This window comes from Ruegeria sp. CDSA020, from assembly GCF_059612345.1.
In genome coordinates, this window is the sequence record NZ_JBXWQK010000017.1 from 1 (window position 1) to 13,536 (window position 13,536).

Below are 13,536 nucleotides of genomic sequence, written 5' to 3' on the forward strand. Positions count from 1 at the left end.
CATACGACTTTCCGCAACCAGATGGTTTCCGATATGAAGGCAACTGGCACGGTTGTCGGCACGGAACGGGACGAGACCTATGTTCACAACTCGGGTGACGGGTCTTATTCGATCACCGACTATGATCGCTATCAAGGCGATGACGAGTTTGTATTCACTGACATCAGTTCTACAGACGTCACCGTTGCACGTTTGCAGTCTGATCCAAACGATGTAGTTCTAACGCTCTCAAATGGCGAGCAGATCACATTCCTGGATCAACTGGTTTCAAGCAATCGCTATGGTGTTGAAACCATCGAGTTCGCGGATGGTGTTGAGTGGACAAGGAGCGATTTGCTCACGGCCCCAATTGTTGATGACAGTTTGGTGTTTGTTTGACCAGCTAAAGCCACTGCTGAGAAAGCCGCGACGAGCGCGCCCGGTGTGGCGCCCTCGTTGTGAGCCCTTGGGCTGAATCTAAACCCGCCCCCCTCACCTAGGGCAATTCAGAGGTTGTGTCCTTCTCCACGATCTCTGTCTCTATCGATTTCCCGTTCCTGCTCAATCTCTTTGTCGTGATCCTGTTCCGCCTCACGCCCGTCATCCAATTCCAACATCTCACGCGGCTTGTTCAACACACCTTCCAGCCGATCCCGGATTGACGATTTGTCCTTGCCATCATCGCCCTCATCCAGTCCAACCTCTTCCGACCGGCCCAGGGTTTCGCGCAAACGTTCATTGACCTGGTGCAAATCTGAGGGATCTTTGACGCCCCGTCCACTGGCCTCGGGTTTGAGCTACCCCCAGAAATTCGGACACTGACGTAAGCTATGATTTACTGTCTGCTGGTCTTCGACGAAGAGGAGATCAGAGATGCCGAAACGGAAGAACCACTCACCCGAGTTCAAGGCGAAAGTCGCGCTCAAGGCTTTGAAGGGTGAGCGAACTGTTGCAGAGCTTGCCAACCAATTTGGCGTCCATCCCAGATGATCCACAGTTGGAAACGCGCTCTGCTGGAAGGCGCGTCCGGCGTGTTTGAACGAGGCGGAAAGAAGTCCCCAGAGATCGACGAGGAGCAGGTGAAAGAACTGCACGCGAAGATCAGGGAGCTGGCCGTCGCCAACGATTTTTTGTCACGAAAGCTCAAACCGTGGATCGGCAAGTGAGGCGCAAGATGATTGAGCCTGCCAATACCAACCTGTCGATTGGCAAACAGTGCAAGTTGCTGTCGATCTCGCGGTCATCGTTTTACTACTCGCCCAAGGGCGAGACGGCGCTGAACCTGATGCTGATGCGCCAGATCGACGAGCAGTTCTTGGATACGCCGATCTTTGGTGTCCGCCAGATGACCTGGCATCTCCGAAACGGCGGGCACCTTGTGAACGAGAAGCGCATCCGACGCTTGATGCGGCTGATGGGCATGATGCCGATCTATCAGAAACCAAACACCAGCAAAGCAGCGAAAGGGCATAGGACCTATCCCTATCTATTACGTGGCCTACGGGTGGAGCGCCCCAATCAGGTGTGGTGTGCCGACATCACGTATTTGCCAATGCGCAGGGGCTTTCTGTATCTGGTCGCGATTATGGACTGGCACACACGCAAGGTTCTGGCGTGGCGTATCTCGATGGACGGCAAGGGTCGGTTCCTCGACAACATCTTCGTGGAACGGCTCTGGCGGTCCCTCAAATACGAATGTGTCTAGTGGCCGGACAGGAGCAGTCGTTGGTGCATCGTGCAGAATCCGTCAATATGGGCTCGCAGCTGACGGTCGGTCATTTCACTCAGACAATTGACGGGCACCTAGAGTCAAAGGTCCGCAATGGGCTGTGACCTGCCGAATGCACCCACAGCGGCAAAGTCACTCGGCAATGGCTGATAAGGGCTCCAAACGACTTGTTCGGGCTCGCCGCGGAGAATGACCGCAGCGAGCCCGATTTCGACAAATTCTGCGCTCGGAACCAAGGGCGATCACTCCATACAAAGCAGACGCCTGGGCCAGATATAGTACCTTCGACATCAGGGAAGTGATGGGATTTCCGAACTGCGTATTGAGAACGAATTAAATGCCGGTCGATGCGATGATAGCTTCAGCGATGGAAGCAATGGTCGTGTTATCCTTCATCGCCTTTTCACGCAGGCGTTTATACGCGTCGTCTTCACCAATGGACCGGGTTTCACAAAGGATCGTCACCGCTTTTTCAATTGTGCGGCGCGCTTTGAGAGTGTCGTCCAGCGATTTGATACGCTGCTTCAATCGGGTTTCATGCCTGGCAATGCTGACGGCAGTGGCCAGCGCCGCTAGAACACCAAATACCCTGATTGGCTTCGACATGACCCCATGCACGTGCAAGCGGCCAAGTTCAGTCAGAATCTCGGGTGTTTCATAGGCAATGATTGCGATCCGGGCGATGTTTTCGTCACCTGCCATCCAAGCATAGGCGGTATCATCTTCTTTCTTGCTAACCGGAAACAACACGACATCGGCGCTCTCTGGAAGGACATCGGGCGCGGGCCAAATCGTGTCGGTCTGACACCCAATCCTCTTCAGATGTGCGAGCAACTTCCCCCGGTCGTCGTCGGGCGGGTGAATCAACAGCAAACGCATTCTGCGCAGGCGGCGCAAAAGGTTCTGGTCAATGGGCGCAGAACCCTCGCTCATCCTGTGGCTCGGTTGTTTACAGTTCGATCATATGACACCAGGTATGGATCGGGTGCGATTGGTGTCGGGCTTTTCCAGACCACCTCGTAATGACCTTGATCATTCGACAGCCCGACCATTGGCCTCAATGCAAAATGGTTGGTGTCCAGATCAATCGATAGGTCGCCGCTCGGCGACTTCAAGACTGCACCCGACAGAGCCGACAAAATGCTATCTGTATCTGATCCGCCAGCAACTTTGGTCGCATTCGCGAAGAAATGGACGAGGGCATAGGTTACTTCTGAATAGACGCTTGGCTTCACGGCCTGACCAAATCGGTTTTGAAACGCATCTACGAATTTCCCATTTGCGAGAGACTTCATAGACGCAAAATACGGCGAAACGGCAAGGTGACCAGCGCGTGACGAGGCGTTCACTTTGTCCAATTCAGATTCCGTTGTTGTCAGAGAGGCGATCGGTGGGCGTTCCGGTAAATTTTCACCTTCATCATAAGCTGAGTAGAGCGTAACGCTGTCCTCGCCTACGACCGTCGATATGATGACATCTGGCGCATGTTCCAACGCTCGGTTCAATTCCAGTTGGACTTCATCGCCAGACACGCCAAAGTGGAAGTATTTTTCCGCAACGACTTCGCCGCCACTATCCCCCAGGAACTCCTTTACAATTCGATTGATCTCACGGGCATATAAAGTGTCCGATCCCAGAAGTGCGATCCGGCGACCATGATGTTCGAATATATACTCAAGGAGTGGGATAACCATCTGGTTGGGGACCGCTCCGCCATAGATGACATTGGGTGTGTATTCAAATCCCTCGTAAACCGAAGGGTAAAACAAAACACCATTGAAGCGCTCAATGACAGGCAGAACAGCTTTTCGGCTTGAAGACAGGCAACATCCTATGATGCAATTTGCCTGATGTTTCAGTAGCAACTCGGCGGCCAGCTCCGCATAGCGCCGGTCGTCTCCTTTTGGGTCTAGGATAATGGGGTCTAAGTGGCGGCCACCGACACCGCCAGCTTCATTTATTTCTTCGCAGGCCAACAACACACCTTGAAGATGCGCGTGTTCTGTGACGGCCATTGGCCCAGATTGCGAGAACAACACGCCCAACTTCAGCTTTTCTTGCTCCATACTCACATTCCTTTCAACCCGCTTGCCTCCAATGTCTTGACCATCGCCAATAGCTTTTCATCCTGACCGGGCCGACCCATAAACATCATCCCAATCGGCAAGCCATCTGTCGATACTGAAATCGGCACAGTCAGACATGGGAGACCTGCGAGGTTTCCGGGCCAGCAAAACCACGTCATACTGTCTTGTGTTGTCACTCGGACGCCACCGAACTCCTGCCAATCATCTCCATGTTTTGGGGCAGGAACCGGCAGCGTCGGCAATGTTAGCACATCCCAATCGCCCAATTCTTGTAAGAGGTGCCGGGTAAACTCTGCTCGGAGTGTCTGTGCATTCAAGACTTCTACTCCGGTGAGCTGCATACCAGCTTCCAAGTGAGCTTGCGTGACAGGGGAATACCCGGCGCCGTTCTGTTCAAGAAGCTCCTGATGATAGGCTGATGCCTCGCTGTGCAATATGGCCTCCCATGCCGCGAAATAGGCTGGCATGTTCTCCAGAACGACGTCATCTCGGATGATTGCCATCCGGTCGAATGCCATCGTGAGAGCGTGGTCCACCTCTTCGGATCGTTCTAACCATTGGCCAGTCAGGTTCCTGATCCGGATCGGGCCTTCATGGTCGTAGCTTGTAAATGGTCTGGCCGACTGAGTGGCAGCATCCTTGGCATCGTGGCCCAGGAAAAAGGGAAGCATCAATTCAAGATCATCCAGAGATGCAGCCATCGGTCCAGGCGCGTCCAGAGACCAACTGAGCGGCAAAACACCATAACGAGAGGCGCGTCCATAGGTGGGCTTGAAGCCGTAAATGCCACATGCTGATGATGGAATGCGAACCGATCCACCTGTATCGCTGCCGAGCGCTCCGCGAACAATGCCCGCCGCCACGGCTGCCCCGGAACCACCGCTGCTGCCGCCTGTTATATGTTCGAGGTTGTGAGGGTTTCGAGTGGCCCCAAAGCATGACGTGGTGTTGGTCGCACCATAGGCCCATTCATGCATATTGGTTTTGCCAAAGATCACTGCGCCGGCTGCACGCAGGTTGGCGATCACCGTTGCATCCACCCCTGAAGGCTCAGCGGGGCGGGCGTCTGAACACGCTGTGGTCGGGTAATCGCTGGTCAGGTAGTTATCTTTGACGGCGATTGGCAATCCATCAAGAGGGCTCGCTACCATGTTGTTTTCGCGCCGAATGTCCGATGCCCTGGCCTGTTCAAGAACCACATTTGGATCAAGCGCGACAAAGGCATTCAGGTCTTTGTGATGCTCCGCAGCTTCCAAAGCGGCCTGTGCCAGGGCCACGGCCGTTGTTTGGCCCTCTGCTAATGCCCGTGATTGCTCGGCAAGTGATTCATACGCCTTTTTCATCGTATGCCTCCGGTGCGAAACTATGTGCAGGCTCGGAAAACACAGGTTTCTGTCTTTTATCCAAACCTTCGCGGATGCGTTTCAAGGTTGCTTGAATGCGCTTTTTTTGATCGTCGGAAAGAGTGCAATCTTTCATCTCACACCCCCAACAATTCTTGTTGCAGCTTTTTGTCAGCACGTAGGCTGTCCCGATCCGTTTCCATCCGGATCGAGCCTTTCTCCATGACGTAAGCACGTTCGGAAATCGACAGACAGAAATCGAGGTTCTGTTCGGCAACAAGAATTGCAATCTCGTGTTCTTGGTTGATCCGCTTCAGAACGCCGGCCATCTCGTCAATGATCGAAGGTTGAACACCTTCGGTCGGCTCATCAAGAAGTAGGATTTTCGGACGGATCGCGAGAGCGCGCGCCAGAGCCAAAACCTGTTGCTGGCCACCGGACAAACCGCCTGCAAGATCATTTGCTTTGGGCTGCAAGAGGGGAAAATCCTCTAACATCTCAGCGACAGTTTCCTTTGGATCGAAACCATTTGATGCGGCCGCGACGGCGATGTTCTCGACCACAGACATCCGTGGGAAAACGAAGCGGCCTTGCGGAACATAGCCCAACCCCAAACGCGCCCGCTTTGCTGGCGACGGTGGGGCAGTTTCCCCGGCAATCTCAACTGCGCCAGACGTCGCCTTGATAAGCCCTGTCGCGTATCGCATCAGCGTGGATTTACCGACCCCATTGCGTCCAAGCAGCGCGACGATTTCAGCAGCTTTCACCTCAATGGATACGTCTCGAATGATGGTGGTTTTTCCGTAACCGCCAGTGGCGTTGCTGATCTTAAACATGCTCACCTCTCCCCAAATAGATGTCGAGGACAGCATCGTTTGCTCTCAGCGTGTCGATATCCCCTTCTGCAAATAGCTTGCCTTGGTGAAGAACTGTGACGTGCCCCTCCAAAGTGCGAACGAACTCCATGTCATGCTCCACAACAACGACAGTGGTATGCTTGGCCAACGTGCGCACAAGCAAGGACAGCTCACGGGTTTCTTCATTCGTCATACCTGCGGCTGGCTCATCCAAAAGAACAACACGCGGTGCAAGACAGAGCACCATACCGATATCGAGCCATTGCTGTTGACCATGGGACAGAGCTGAAGCTTGAACGGCTTTCTGCCCTTCCATGCCAAGCATCCCAAGGATGCGAGACGCTGTTTTGTTGGCTTCCGCTGTGTCTTTTGTGCGCGCAAAGGCGGCGATCCACAGATTTTCCATTACGGTGTTTTCACCAAAGACCTGGGGCTTCTGGTTCTTGACGCCCATCCCTTTGTGAACACGCTCGAAGATCGCTGCCTTGGTGACGTCATCCTTGTCGAGAAGGATCTTGCCGCCCTCGGGGCGATAAATGCCGACACAGGTTTTCAAGAACGAGCTTTTGCCCGCGCCGTTGGGGCCAATGAGTGAGTAAGGCTGGCCTGGCGTGAAGTCGCGCGAAACCTTGTTGACTGGAATAACACCCCCGAACTGCTTGAACGCTTCATCGGTTGAGAGATTCTTCGCGGGTCCGGCCTGCGCGGCCGCCTCTTCAAGAATGCTGTCCAGTACCTCGGTATCGATCTTTACAGCGCCCGCATTGCGAGCGGCATCGTTCGGATCAGGAAGGAATTTCTTCCAAAGGTTATCCAACGCGCCCAAGAACCCATTGTGCAAGAACATCACCAGGAGAATGAGGATTGCGCCAAGGATCAGGGTTGTTTGGCCGCCAGCTGCCCCGCCGCCGAGCCAAAATGAAAGACCCCCGATAATGAGCGCGCCCAGAAAAGGTCCAGCAAGCGTTCCCAGACCGCCAACCAAGACGTAAATCGGAACGAGAAGCGCCTCTTGAACGGAGAAGATCGATGGGTTCAGGTAGTTTGCCCACAACGCAAAGAGCGCGCCTGCAATACCTGCGATGGCCCCCGAATAGGCGAAGTTCAGTACCTGAACCTTGCGAATATCATAGCCCAGAAGTTCCGTTTTCTCGATATCAATGCGAACGCAATCCACGACCTTGCCAAAGTTGCTGCGCATCAGCCAACGCGTGAAAAAGTAGATCACAGCGCTGATAACTACGACGGCTGCGAAGGCGTCATTTGGGCTAAGCTTTTTAGCTTCAGAACCAAATCCCAGAATAATTCCGGGGATGTTAGAAAGCCCATTGTCGCCGCCGATAACCGCTTCGCCCACATCTAGCTTGAAGGTCTGCGTCACAGACCAAAGCAAAAGCGTGAACGTGTAAGACAGGATGGTGCTTTGCAGCTCACCCATGCGGGAATAGAAAATGACATAACCAAGGGCTGCGGCGATCAGAGCACCGAATATGGCGGCTGATGGCAGTGCCCAGACCAAGGTCATCCCAGTGGACGGTGCAAGGTTGATCGCAATGACGGCGCCAAAGTAGCCGCCCAATCCGTAAAAGGCGGTTTGTGCGAGACTGAGCAAGCCCCCACGCCCCCAAATGACATCTAGGCTTAGGCCCAGCAGGCCAAAGATGATCCATGATGTGGCGACGAACGCTAGGTAGGGATTTAAAGTGCCGGACAAAACCAGAGCGATTAATGTGGCAAGCGCTGGAAAGATCAGTCCTGCATTATGATGAAGTTTTTCAAACATATTGGATGGCCCTTACAGCTTGCGACGCCATTTGGCGGAAATACCCATCGGGTAGAGCCAAAGCAGAATAGCGGTCACGAGGAAGAAGAAGACATCGCCAATGACCGACGTCATGAAACTGGCTGTCACGGATGCACCGCCACCAAGGCCAAGGGCTGTAAGCGCGCTGCCTGTCAATGCAACCGGACCGGCGACGACAACTGTCAGGAAGCCTTTTACAGCAAAGAACAGGCCCATCGACGGTGTTGCTGGAATGATAGGGAGAAGGATCGCACCAGCAAATCCGGCGAGGCCAGATCCGATTGCAAAGGTCATGGTGTTTACACGAGACGAGTCGATGCCAATGGCCTGAGCCATCTGCGGTTGCTGGATCGAGGCTCGCGCCTTCATGCCATACACCGTGTGCGTCATCAGGTAGTAAACAAAGGCCAGCATCGCTGCCGCCACAAAAATCATCGAGATTGGGTATACTGCGAGGCTGAATTCACCGATTTTGAAGCTCCATTGGGGCATTCCGATGCCCGGAGACACGGTGCCAAACAACAGAACTGCAACTTGGTTGAAGACCATGCCAAGGCCCCATGTGGCCAGCATTGTATCAAAGAGCCGTCCATAGAGCTTTCGTATGATTAACAACTCGACGATTGCGCCAATCAGCATGGTCATGGCCACGGCAAATGGTATGGCCAACAAGAATGGAAGCCCGATCTGTGTTGCGGTCAGTGCAGAATAAGCCCCGACCATGATGAATTCGCCATGTGCTAGGTTGATGACGCCCATCAGGCCATACACAACGGCAAGACCAAGCGTGGCGATCAGCAGAATGGACGCGCTGGATAAAGACGACAGCAAAACTGTCGCCAGGAAATCGAGTTCCATGGAAACCTCCCAAAGGTGGGGGCACCCTTTTTCGGATGCCCCTTTTGTTATGTATTCTTAGCCTTCAGGCGTGAAGTGCTCTGCCAGATCAGGGTTGGCCACCAAGTCGCAGACCTCATTCTCGTAAGTCGGTGCAGAGTTCTCAAAGGTCTGGATGATATCGAAACCATTGGTTGCATTGCCGCTGGCGATATAGATGTCCTGACGCAAATGGTGTGAACCTGGCTCCAGCGTGACAGTGCCATTCGGCGCTTCAAACGACAGCCCGCTTTCCAATGCCGCAATCACTTCATCAGTGTCTGTCGAGCCAGCTTTGTTTGCGGCCGCAGCCCAGAGGTGAACAGCGTTCCAGACGTCTACCGCGCCCGCAACAACAGGGGTGTCAGTTCCATAGGCTTCTTCCCATGCGGCGAGGAATGCCGTGTTGGCGTCGCTTTCAACTGACGGGAAGTAACCCATCGCAGACACAAGACCTTCGCCTGCTTGCGGAGACACGACGACCTGCTGGTTGCCCGATCCATAGTTGGTTGAAACCACACCGATGTTCTCCTTCAAGCCCGCAGCTGCGAATTGCTCAAGGAAGCCAGTTTGCGCTGAACCCACAGGAAGAGCGACCACAACGTCTGGGTTCGAAGCTTGAATTTTTTGGATCGTCGGTGCGTAGTCCGTCACGGACAAGGCGAGGTAATCTTCGCCAACGACTTCAGCACCGAACTGCTTTGCATACTCGTGAATCCAGTGCCCGGAAATCGTGCCGAAATTGTAGTCAGGGGCCATGATGTAAACACGTGGGCCGTAGTTTTCGACCGCCCATTCCATCAGAACGCTCAACTGCTGTGACGCGGAAGAGCCGGTCACGAACGTCTGACGATCACAAGCACCACCCTCATAGAGCGAGGAATAGAAGTATGGGATGTTGGCTTCACGGAAAATCGGACGGATGGCTTCGCGCGAAGAACTGGTCAGTCCGGCAAACATTGCAGAGATTCCGTCACGCAGGACTGCGGTTTGTGCGAACTGAGTGTATTTGGAAAGTTCGGATTGGGCGTCATACCCGACGACGACAACTTCTTCGCCATTTACGCCACCGGCCTCGTTGACGCTTGCAACTGCCAGATCGAGCGCATTGTCTTGTTGAATGCCGTAGATATTCAATCCGCCGGTTAGATCGAAAATCGCACCAATCTTGACTTCGGCAGCGGCAGCGGAAGCCGTCAATGCGGCCGCAAGTGCCACCGCGCTGGATGTGAGGTATTTTTTCATTTCAGATAGTCTCCCTGTTTTGTTTTACAGGCTGAGCATCTGAGTGCTGATTCGACACAAAAAATCGCAACAGAACGAATGCTCAGCTGCGATGCTTGATGATGTCAGGTGCTTCGTTGCACCGGTAGAGCAAATCGAATCCGCCAACAAATGTCAAGCGCATCAGAAAGATGTAATCTTAACTGTATGAATTGTCACAAGAATATCGTGGCGTAGGTGTTTTGAAGATTGCCTTCGAAGTAAATTTCTGCCGCTTTGAGTCGTTAAGCAGACAGTTATTTAGATGGTCCGAACGGAAGCTCTGTACCGCTCATCTGCTTTTTGCCACCTCGTTCTGAACGTCCGGAATGCGCGGTTAGCGGCCCGCTGCGTGAGCGAACACTTAGGCGATGTCGAATGTCTGATAAGGGCTGTGACCTGCCGAATGCACCCACAGCAGCTAAGTCACTCGGCAATGGCTGGTAAGGGCTCATACGGCCAGTTGGTGCAAGCCGCAGAGAACGGCAGCGCTGAGCCTATTTTGACTGGCTTCCACTGCGCAGCCAATGACCGCTGTCGCGATTTCTCTATTGCTCGACCACCCCAAATTTGTCTGGATTTCTCATGATGTATAGCCAGGCTATTTTCCCATTTTCATCGGGTGCAAGCGTTGTGACGGAGTCCAGCAGCCCGAATTGATAGCGCAACAAGGCGGGTTTGGTATTCACTGTTGCTACCCGGGTCGTCCAGCCCGGTTCATGGCGTGCTTTTTCGTACAAAGCCTGGAACACCTGCAAAATCTCACTGCCACCTATCAATGGACGCCGCGCCGCGCGTTTTTTCGCTCCACCGTCAGAGATTGCCACGGAATTGGGTGTCAGCAATGACAGAGCGGCGTCGAAGTCTTCGGCCATGATCGCCATGAAGAAGCGTTGGCTCAAGTCCGCGACTTCTTCCGGAGTTGTATCGAAACGGGGGCCTGAGTCCTGCAACTTCTTTTGCGAGCGGCTGACAAGTTGGCGACAGGCGGCTTCGGTTGCGCCAAGGGTGTCTGCAATATCCGAATAGCTGGCGTCGAACGCCTCTCGCAGAATGAATGCCGCACGCTCTCGTTCAGTGAGCCGTTCCATGGCCCACAGCAATGCCAGCTCGCATTCCTGGGCAAGCTCAAACGGATGCACAGGCTCTTGCGATTCACCTTGAATCAGGGGTTCAGGAAGCCAGGGGCCGACATAGACCTCGCGTTGGCGATGCGCGGAACGCAACGTGTCGATTGCGATATTCGTAGCGACCCGGCGCAGCCAGGCCGCCGGGTTGTCAATCTGGGTCGTGTCGGTTGCTGACCATTTCAGCCATGTGTTTTGTACAGCGTCCTCTGCACCCGCTCGCTCACCCAGCATGCGATAGCACAGTGATGTCAGCTTTGGGCGTTCCGCTTCAAATATGTCTGCGACCGTGTTCATGATTGATGCGATACCATTACTGCCTCGCCCTCGACATTCACGCGGCCACAGGTTTGACCGAAGCCAATGCCACGTTTCAACACGGGGTATATCCGTCCGCTTGATGCGGCAAAAGAGGCTGCAGTGACCGCCGCCGCGCCAAAACGTGCTTCAATTTCCCGTCGTAAGCCGTCTAGTTCGGGGCCGTCCGCTATGGCCGCCTGGGAAAACCGGAAGCCGAGGCCGACATCCCCTGCCGCCATCGCTTCGCCTTGAAGGCAAAGTGTGAGTTCGTCCCTTGGAACGCCTGCCTCAAGCGCCATATCGACGATCAGTTGGACACATGGCCCGCAGTCACCGTCCAACGTCGATCCAAGCATTGCGCCAGCCCAGACGTATTGGGCGTCGTTAGGACCACGAAATTGGCTGTAAAACGGTAGCATAGACACTCGTATCCCCGCCGATGCCGAAGTATCAGCGATATGTCTCATGTAGCCCGTATCGTAATTGTATCGCGATCCGAACCGCTGAAAGCCCATTTTTAGAAGCGTGCGGATCATGGTGTTGCCCTTTCTGACTTCAGGGTGAGCGCGGAAATGAACCCGGCAAAAGCGGGTATTTGGATCCCTATCAGGTTGGTGAGCGCAATCAGATCCACCGGAGTGCCGCGATGAAGCCAGATCCAAATGTGAAACAGCGCATGCAGGACGAGCCAGGACGCGCCGCAGAGTCCGGCTGATTTGTCATGTTTGACACCGGCCCAGATCAAAGCCACTCCGCTTGACAGATAGGCAAGGGCGACATCCTTCGCAAAATGAAAGTTCAGTGGCCCTGTGTATGCGACCCCCGGAACCGTGTCATACCAGTGTTGCGTGGCGGTCCACATGTAGGCGGTTGTCAGAACTGAAAGCCCTCCAACCCCAATCAAAATTTTTCTTCGCATCTTATCTCCAAAACTGAGGTTCCAGATAAGACGATTCAGAACCAGAGTTTGTGACGAGCTTCAAAAAGCGGCCATTGGAGCAACTGCAGCGAATTGTTGCTTTTGTCCTGCGTCATCGCCATCTGCGTGCCACTCAGAGAATGTCCTATTTGCGTGGTTCGTGACCTGCTGCATGAGCGAAAGACCGAGGTGTGATCAAGGTCTGGTCAGGGCTCGGAGCGGTCATTCGAAATCAACGTTAGCGAGACGTCGTTTACCATCTCTTAACCGGGCCGCCGTCATTGTGCGTTTGGCACAGTAACGAGATGGGTGCGATGATGAAAAGTCAGATATTGGACCAACTGAAAGAGGTTATAGGCCGGGACAAAAAGAGGTTCGGCAAGTTGGTCAAATACGACGGGCAGAACGGCTTTTCAGAGGACGCGATGCAAGGGCTTAAGGACCTGGAGGCACGAACGCCGCCACCTGAAGTAGTCACCGAACCGGCTAACGCACCCGGTTATGTTTACCGAAACCGACTGTCGCCAAAGAACGCAGCAGGGGGCGGCTTGGTAAAGGGCGATGACGGGGCAAAACGCCCGCACTATTGGGGCCACCGTGAGCGATTGAGGCAGCGGTTCCTGAAAGGCGGCCATGACCCGATGCCCGAATATGAACTGCTGGAACTCCTTCTGTTCAACGCAATTCCTAGGATAGACGTCAAACCGCTGGCCAAACGACTTCTGGCGGAGTTCGGTGACCTGAATGGAGTTATTGCGGCCTCTAAACATCGGGTTCTTAAGGTGGAGGGGGCAAACGACTGGGTCTACTACCACCTCCGCATTGTCGAAGCCTTCGGGCACCGGATGGCGCAAGCCCAAGTGATGAAGCGGGATGTTGTGTCATCATGGGAAGCCCTGGTGACCTATTGCCGAACCGCAATGGCGCATCGTGAAATCGAGCAGTTCCGCGTTTTGTATCTCGACCGCAAGAATGTTCTGATTGCTGACGAGGAACAATCCAAGGGTACGGTCGACCACGTGCCGGTTTATCCGCGCGAGGTTGTCAAACGGGCTCTGGAACTGAACGCAAGCTCGCTGATTCTGGTTCACAATCACCCGTCGGGTGATCCGATTCCCAGTAACTCGGACATTCTCACGACCGAACGCATTCAGGATGCCTGCAATACCATGGGCATTCTAGGTCATGTTGACAAATGGCGGATCCAGAGGCGGATCGAAATGATATCTACGAAGCCAAGGAAGCTTTCGGC

General features: G+C 54.1%; 17 protein-coding genes. 5 read left to right on the forward strand and 12 right to left on the reverse strand.

What is annotated here, in order from left to right:
* Positions 1 to 378, forward strand: a 378-nt coding sequence (locus AC2FJW_RS19395) for a calcium-binding protein (protein ID WP_496751136.1), incomplete at its 5' end; no start/stop codon positions are given.
* A gap of 107 nt (positions 379 to 485) precedes the next feature.
* Here the strand turns inward: AC2FJW_RS19395 and AC2FJW_RS19400 are convergent.
* A complete protein-coding gene (locus tag AC2FJW_RS19400) occupies positions 486 to 710 on the reverse strand; it encodes a hypothetical protein (RefSeq protein ID WP_496751138.1) in 225 nt (74 codons plus the stop codon).
* Between the two features lie 142 nt (positions 711 to 852).
* Here AC2FJW_RS19400 and AC2FJW_RS19405 point away from each other — a divergent pair, with 142 nt between their 5' ends.
* Genes AC2FJW_RS19405 through AC2FJW_RS19415 form a run of 3 tightly spaced genes read left to right on the forward strand, consistent with a single transcriptional unit; the run spans position 853 to position 1,684 of the window.
* On the forward strand, positions 853 to 969 hold the full coding sequence (locus AC2FJW_RS19405) for a transposase (RefSeq protein ID WP_496751140.1): 117 nt from the start codon (positions 853 to 855) through the stop codon (positions 967 to 969).
* Positions 966 to 1,145, forward strand: coding sequence for a hypothetical protein (locus AC2FJW_RS19410; RefSeq protein WP_496751142.1), 180 nt, complete (start codon positions 966 to 968; stop codon positions 1,143 to 1,145). The genes AC2FJW_RS19405 and AC2FJW_RS19410 overlap by 4 nt, the downstream gene beginning before the upstream one ends.
* 8 nt (positions 1,146 to 1,153) lie before the next feature.
* The gene (locus tag AC2FJW_RS19415; protein WP_496751143.1) at positions 1,154 to 1,684 is read left to right on the forward strand and encodes an IS3 family transposase; all 531 of its coding nucleotides are present in this window, start codon (positions 1,154 to 1,156) and stop codon (positions 1,682 to 1,684) included.
* Positions 1,685 to 2,041: 357 nt separating this feature from the next.
* Here the strand turns inward: AC2FJW_RS19415 and AC2FJW_RS19420 are convergent, their stop codons facing one another.
* The 11 genes from AC2FJW_RS19420 to AC2FJW_RS19470 form a co-directional block, all read right to left on the reverse strand.
* Positions 2,042 to 2,587 carry an ANTAR domain-containing response regulator gene (locus AC2FJW_RS19420; protein WP_496751145.1) on the reverse strand — a complete coding sequence of 182 codons (546 nt, stop codon included), beginning with the start codon at positions 2,585 to 2,587 and terminating at the stop codon, positions 2,042 to 2,044.
* Positions 2,588 to 2,637: 50 nt separating this feature from the next.
* The gene (locus AC2FJW_RS19425; protein ID WP_496751146.1) at positions 2,638 to 3,774 is read right to left on the reverse strand and encodes a transporter substrate-binding domain-containing protein; all 1,137 of its coding nucleotides are present in this window, start codon (positions 3,772 to 3,774) and stop codon (positions 2,638 to 2,640) included.
* Positions 3,775 to 3,776: 2 nt separating this feature from the next.
* Positions 3,777 to 5,138: an amidase gene (locus AC2FJW_RS19430; protein ID WP_496751147.1), complete on the reverse strand. Its 1,362-nt coding sequence runs from the start codon at positions 5,136 to 5,138 to the stop codon at positions 3,777 to 3,779.
* Positions 5,122 to 5,274, reverse strand: coding sequence for a hypothetical protein (locus tag AC2FJW_RS19435; RefSeq protein WP_496751149.1), 153 nt, complete (start codon positions 5,272 to 5,274; stop codon positions 5,122 to 5,124). Before AC2FJW_RS19435 ends, AC2FJW_RS19430 begins: the two co-directional genes overlap by 17 nt.
* A 1-nt stretch (position 5,275) precedes the next feature.
* The gene (locus AC2FJW_RS19440) at positions 5,276 to 5,974 is read right to left on the reverse strand and encodes an ABC transporter ATP-binding protein (RefSeq protein WP_496751150.1); all 699 of its coding nucleotides are present in this window, start codon (positions 5,972 to 5,974) and stop codon (positions 5,276 to 5,278) included.
* On the reverse strand, positions 5,967 to 7,778 hold the full coding sequence (locus tag AC2FJW_RS19445) for a branched-chain amino acid ABC transporter ATP-binding protein/permease (RefSeq protein ID WP_496751151.1): 1,812 nt from the start codon (positions 7,776 to 7,778) through the stop codon (positions 5,967 to 5,969). Before AC2FJW_RS19445 ends, AC2FJW_RS19440 begins: the two co-directional genes overlap by 8 nt.
* A 12-nt stretch (positions 7,779 to 7,790) precedes the next feature.
* Positions 7,791 to 8,657 (reverse strand): ABC transporter permease subunit, encoded by an 867-nt coding sequence (locus AC2FJW_RS19450; RefSeq protein WP_496751153.1) that lies wholly within the window; start codon positions 8,655 to 8,657, stop codon positions 7,791 to 7,793.
* A gap of 57 nt (positions 8,658 to 8,714) precedes the next feature.
* The gene (locus tag AC2FJW_RS19455; RefSeq protein WP_496751155.1) at positions 8,715 to 9,920 is read right to left on the reverse strand and encodes an urea ABC transporter substrate-binding protein; all 1,206 of its coding nucleotides are present in this window, start codon (positions 9,918 to 9,920) and stop codon (positions 8,715 to 8,717) included.
* Positions 9,921 to 10,486: 566 nt separating this feature from the next.
* Positions 10,487 to 11,362 (reverse strand): RNA polymerase sigma factor SigJ, encoded by an 876-nt coding sequence (gene sigJ / locus AC2FJW_RS19460; RefSeq protein ID WP_496751157.1) that lies wholly within the window; start codon positions 11,360 to 11,362, stop codon positions 10,487 to 10,489.
* Positions 11,359 to 11,901, reverse strand: a complete 543-nt coding sequence (locus AC2FJW_RS19465) for a hypothetical protein (protein ID WP_496751158.1) — start codon at positions 11,899 to 11,901, stop codon at positions 11,359 to 11,361. Before AC2FJW_RS19465 ends, sigJ begins: the two co-directional genes overlap by 4 nt.
* The gene (locus AC2FJW_RS19470; protein WP_496699334.1) at positions 11,898 to 12,284 is read right to left on the reverse strand and encodes a hypothetical protein; all 387 of its coding nucleotides are present in this window, start codon (positions 12,282 to 12,284) and stop codon (positions 11,898 to 11,900) included. The genes AC2FJW_RS19465 and AC2FJW_RS19470 overlap by 4 nt, the downstream gene beginning before the upstream one ends.
* 314 nt (positions 12,285 to 12,598) lie before the next feature.
* Here AC2FJW_RS19470 and radC point away from each other — a divergent pair.
* Positions 12,599 to 13,536: RadC family protein (gene radC, locus AC2FJW_RS19475; protein ID WP_496751160.1), on the forward strand; the 938-nt coding region annotated here is incomplete at its 3' end.

Excerpts from the sequence above, each read along its gene's own strand:
- AC2FJW_RS19405 (WP_496751140.1), top strand. The coding sequence starts at position 853 with ATGCCGAAACGGAAGAACCACTCACCCGAGTTCAAGGCGAAAGTCGCG.
- AC2FJW_RS19410 (WP_496751142.1), top strand. The coding sequence starts at position 966 with ATGATCCACAGTTGGAAACGCGCTCTGCTGGAAGGCGCGTCCGGCGTG.
- AC2FJW_RS19415 (WP_496751143.1), top strand. The coding sequence starts at position 1,154 with ATGATTGAGCCTGCCAATACCAACCTGTCGATTGGCAAACAGTGCAAG.
- AC2FJW_RS19420 (WP_496751145.1), bottom strand. The coding sequence starts at position 2,587 with ATGCGTTTGCTGTTGATTCACCCGCCCGACGACGACCGGGGGAAGTTG.
- AC2FJW_RS19425 (WP_496751146.1), bottom strand. The coding sequence starts at position 3,774 with ATGGAGCAAGAAAAGCTGAAGTTGGGCGTGTTGTTCTCGCAATCTGGG.
- AC2FJW_RS19430 (WP_496751147.1), bottom strand. The coding sequence starts at position 5,138 with ATGAAAAAGGCGTATGAATCACTTGCCGAGCAATCACGGGCATTAGCA.
- AC2FJW_RS19435 (WP_496751149.1), bottom strand. The coding sequence starts at position 5,274 with ATGAAAGATTGCACTCTTTCCGACGATCAAAAAAAGCGCATTCAAGCA.
- AC2FJW_RS19440 (WP_496751150.1), bottom strand. The coding sequence starts at position 5,974 with ATGTTTAAGATCAGCAACGCCACTGGCGGTTACGGAAAAACCACCATC.
- AC2FJW_RS19445 (WP_496751151.1), bottom strand. The coding sequence starts at position 7,778 with ATGTTTGAAAAACTTCATCATAATGCAGGACTGATCTTTCCAGCGCTT.
- AC2FJW_RS19450 (WP_496751153.1), bottom strand. The coding sequence starts at position 8,657 with ATGGAACTCGATTTCCTGGCGACAGTTTTGCTGTCGTCTTTATCCAGC.
- AC2FJW_RS19455 (WP_496751155.1), bottom strand. The coding sequence starts at position 9,920 with ATGAAAAAATACCTCACATCCAGCGCGGTGGCACTTGCGGCCGCATTG.
- sigJ (WP_496751157.1), bottom strand. The coding sequence starts at position 11,362 with ATGAACACGGTCGCAGACATATTTGAAGCGGAACGCCCAAAGCTGACA.
- AC2FJW_RS19465 (WP_496751158.1), bottom strand. The coding sequence starts at position 11,901 with ATGATCCGCACGCTTCTAAAAATGGGCTTTCAGCGGTTCGGATCGCGA.
- AC2FJW_RS19470 (WP_496699334.1), bottom strand. The coding sequence starts at position 12,284 with ATGCGAAGAAAAATTTTGATTGGGGTTGGAGGGCTTTCAGTTCTGACA.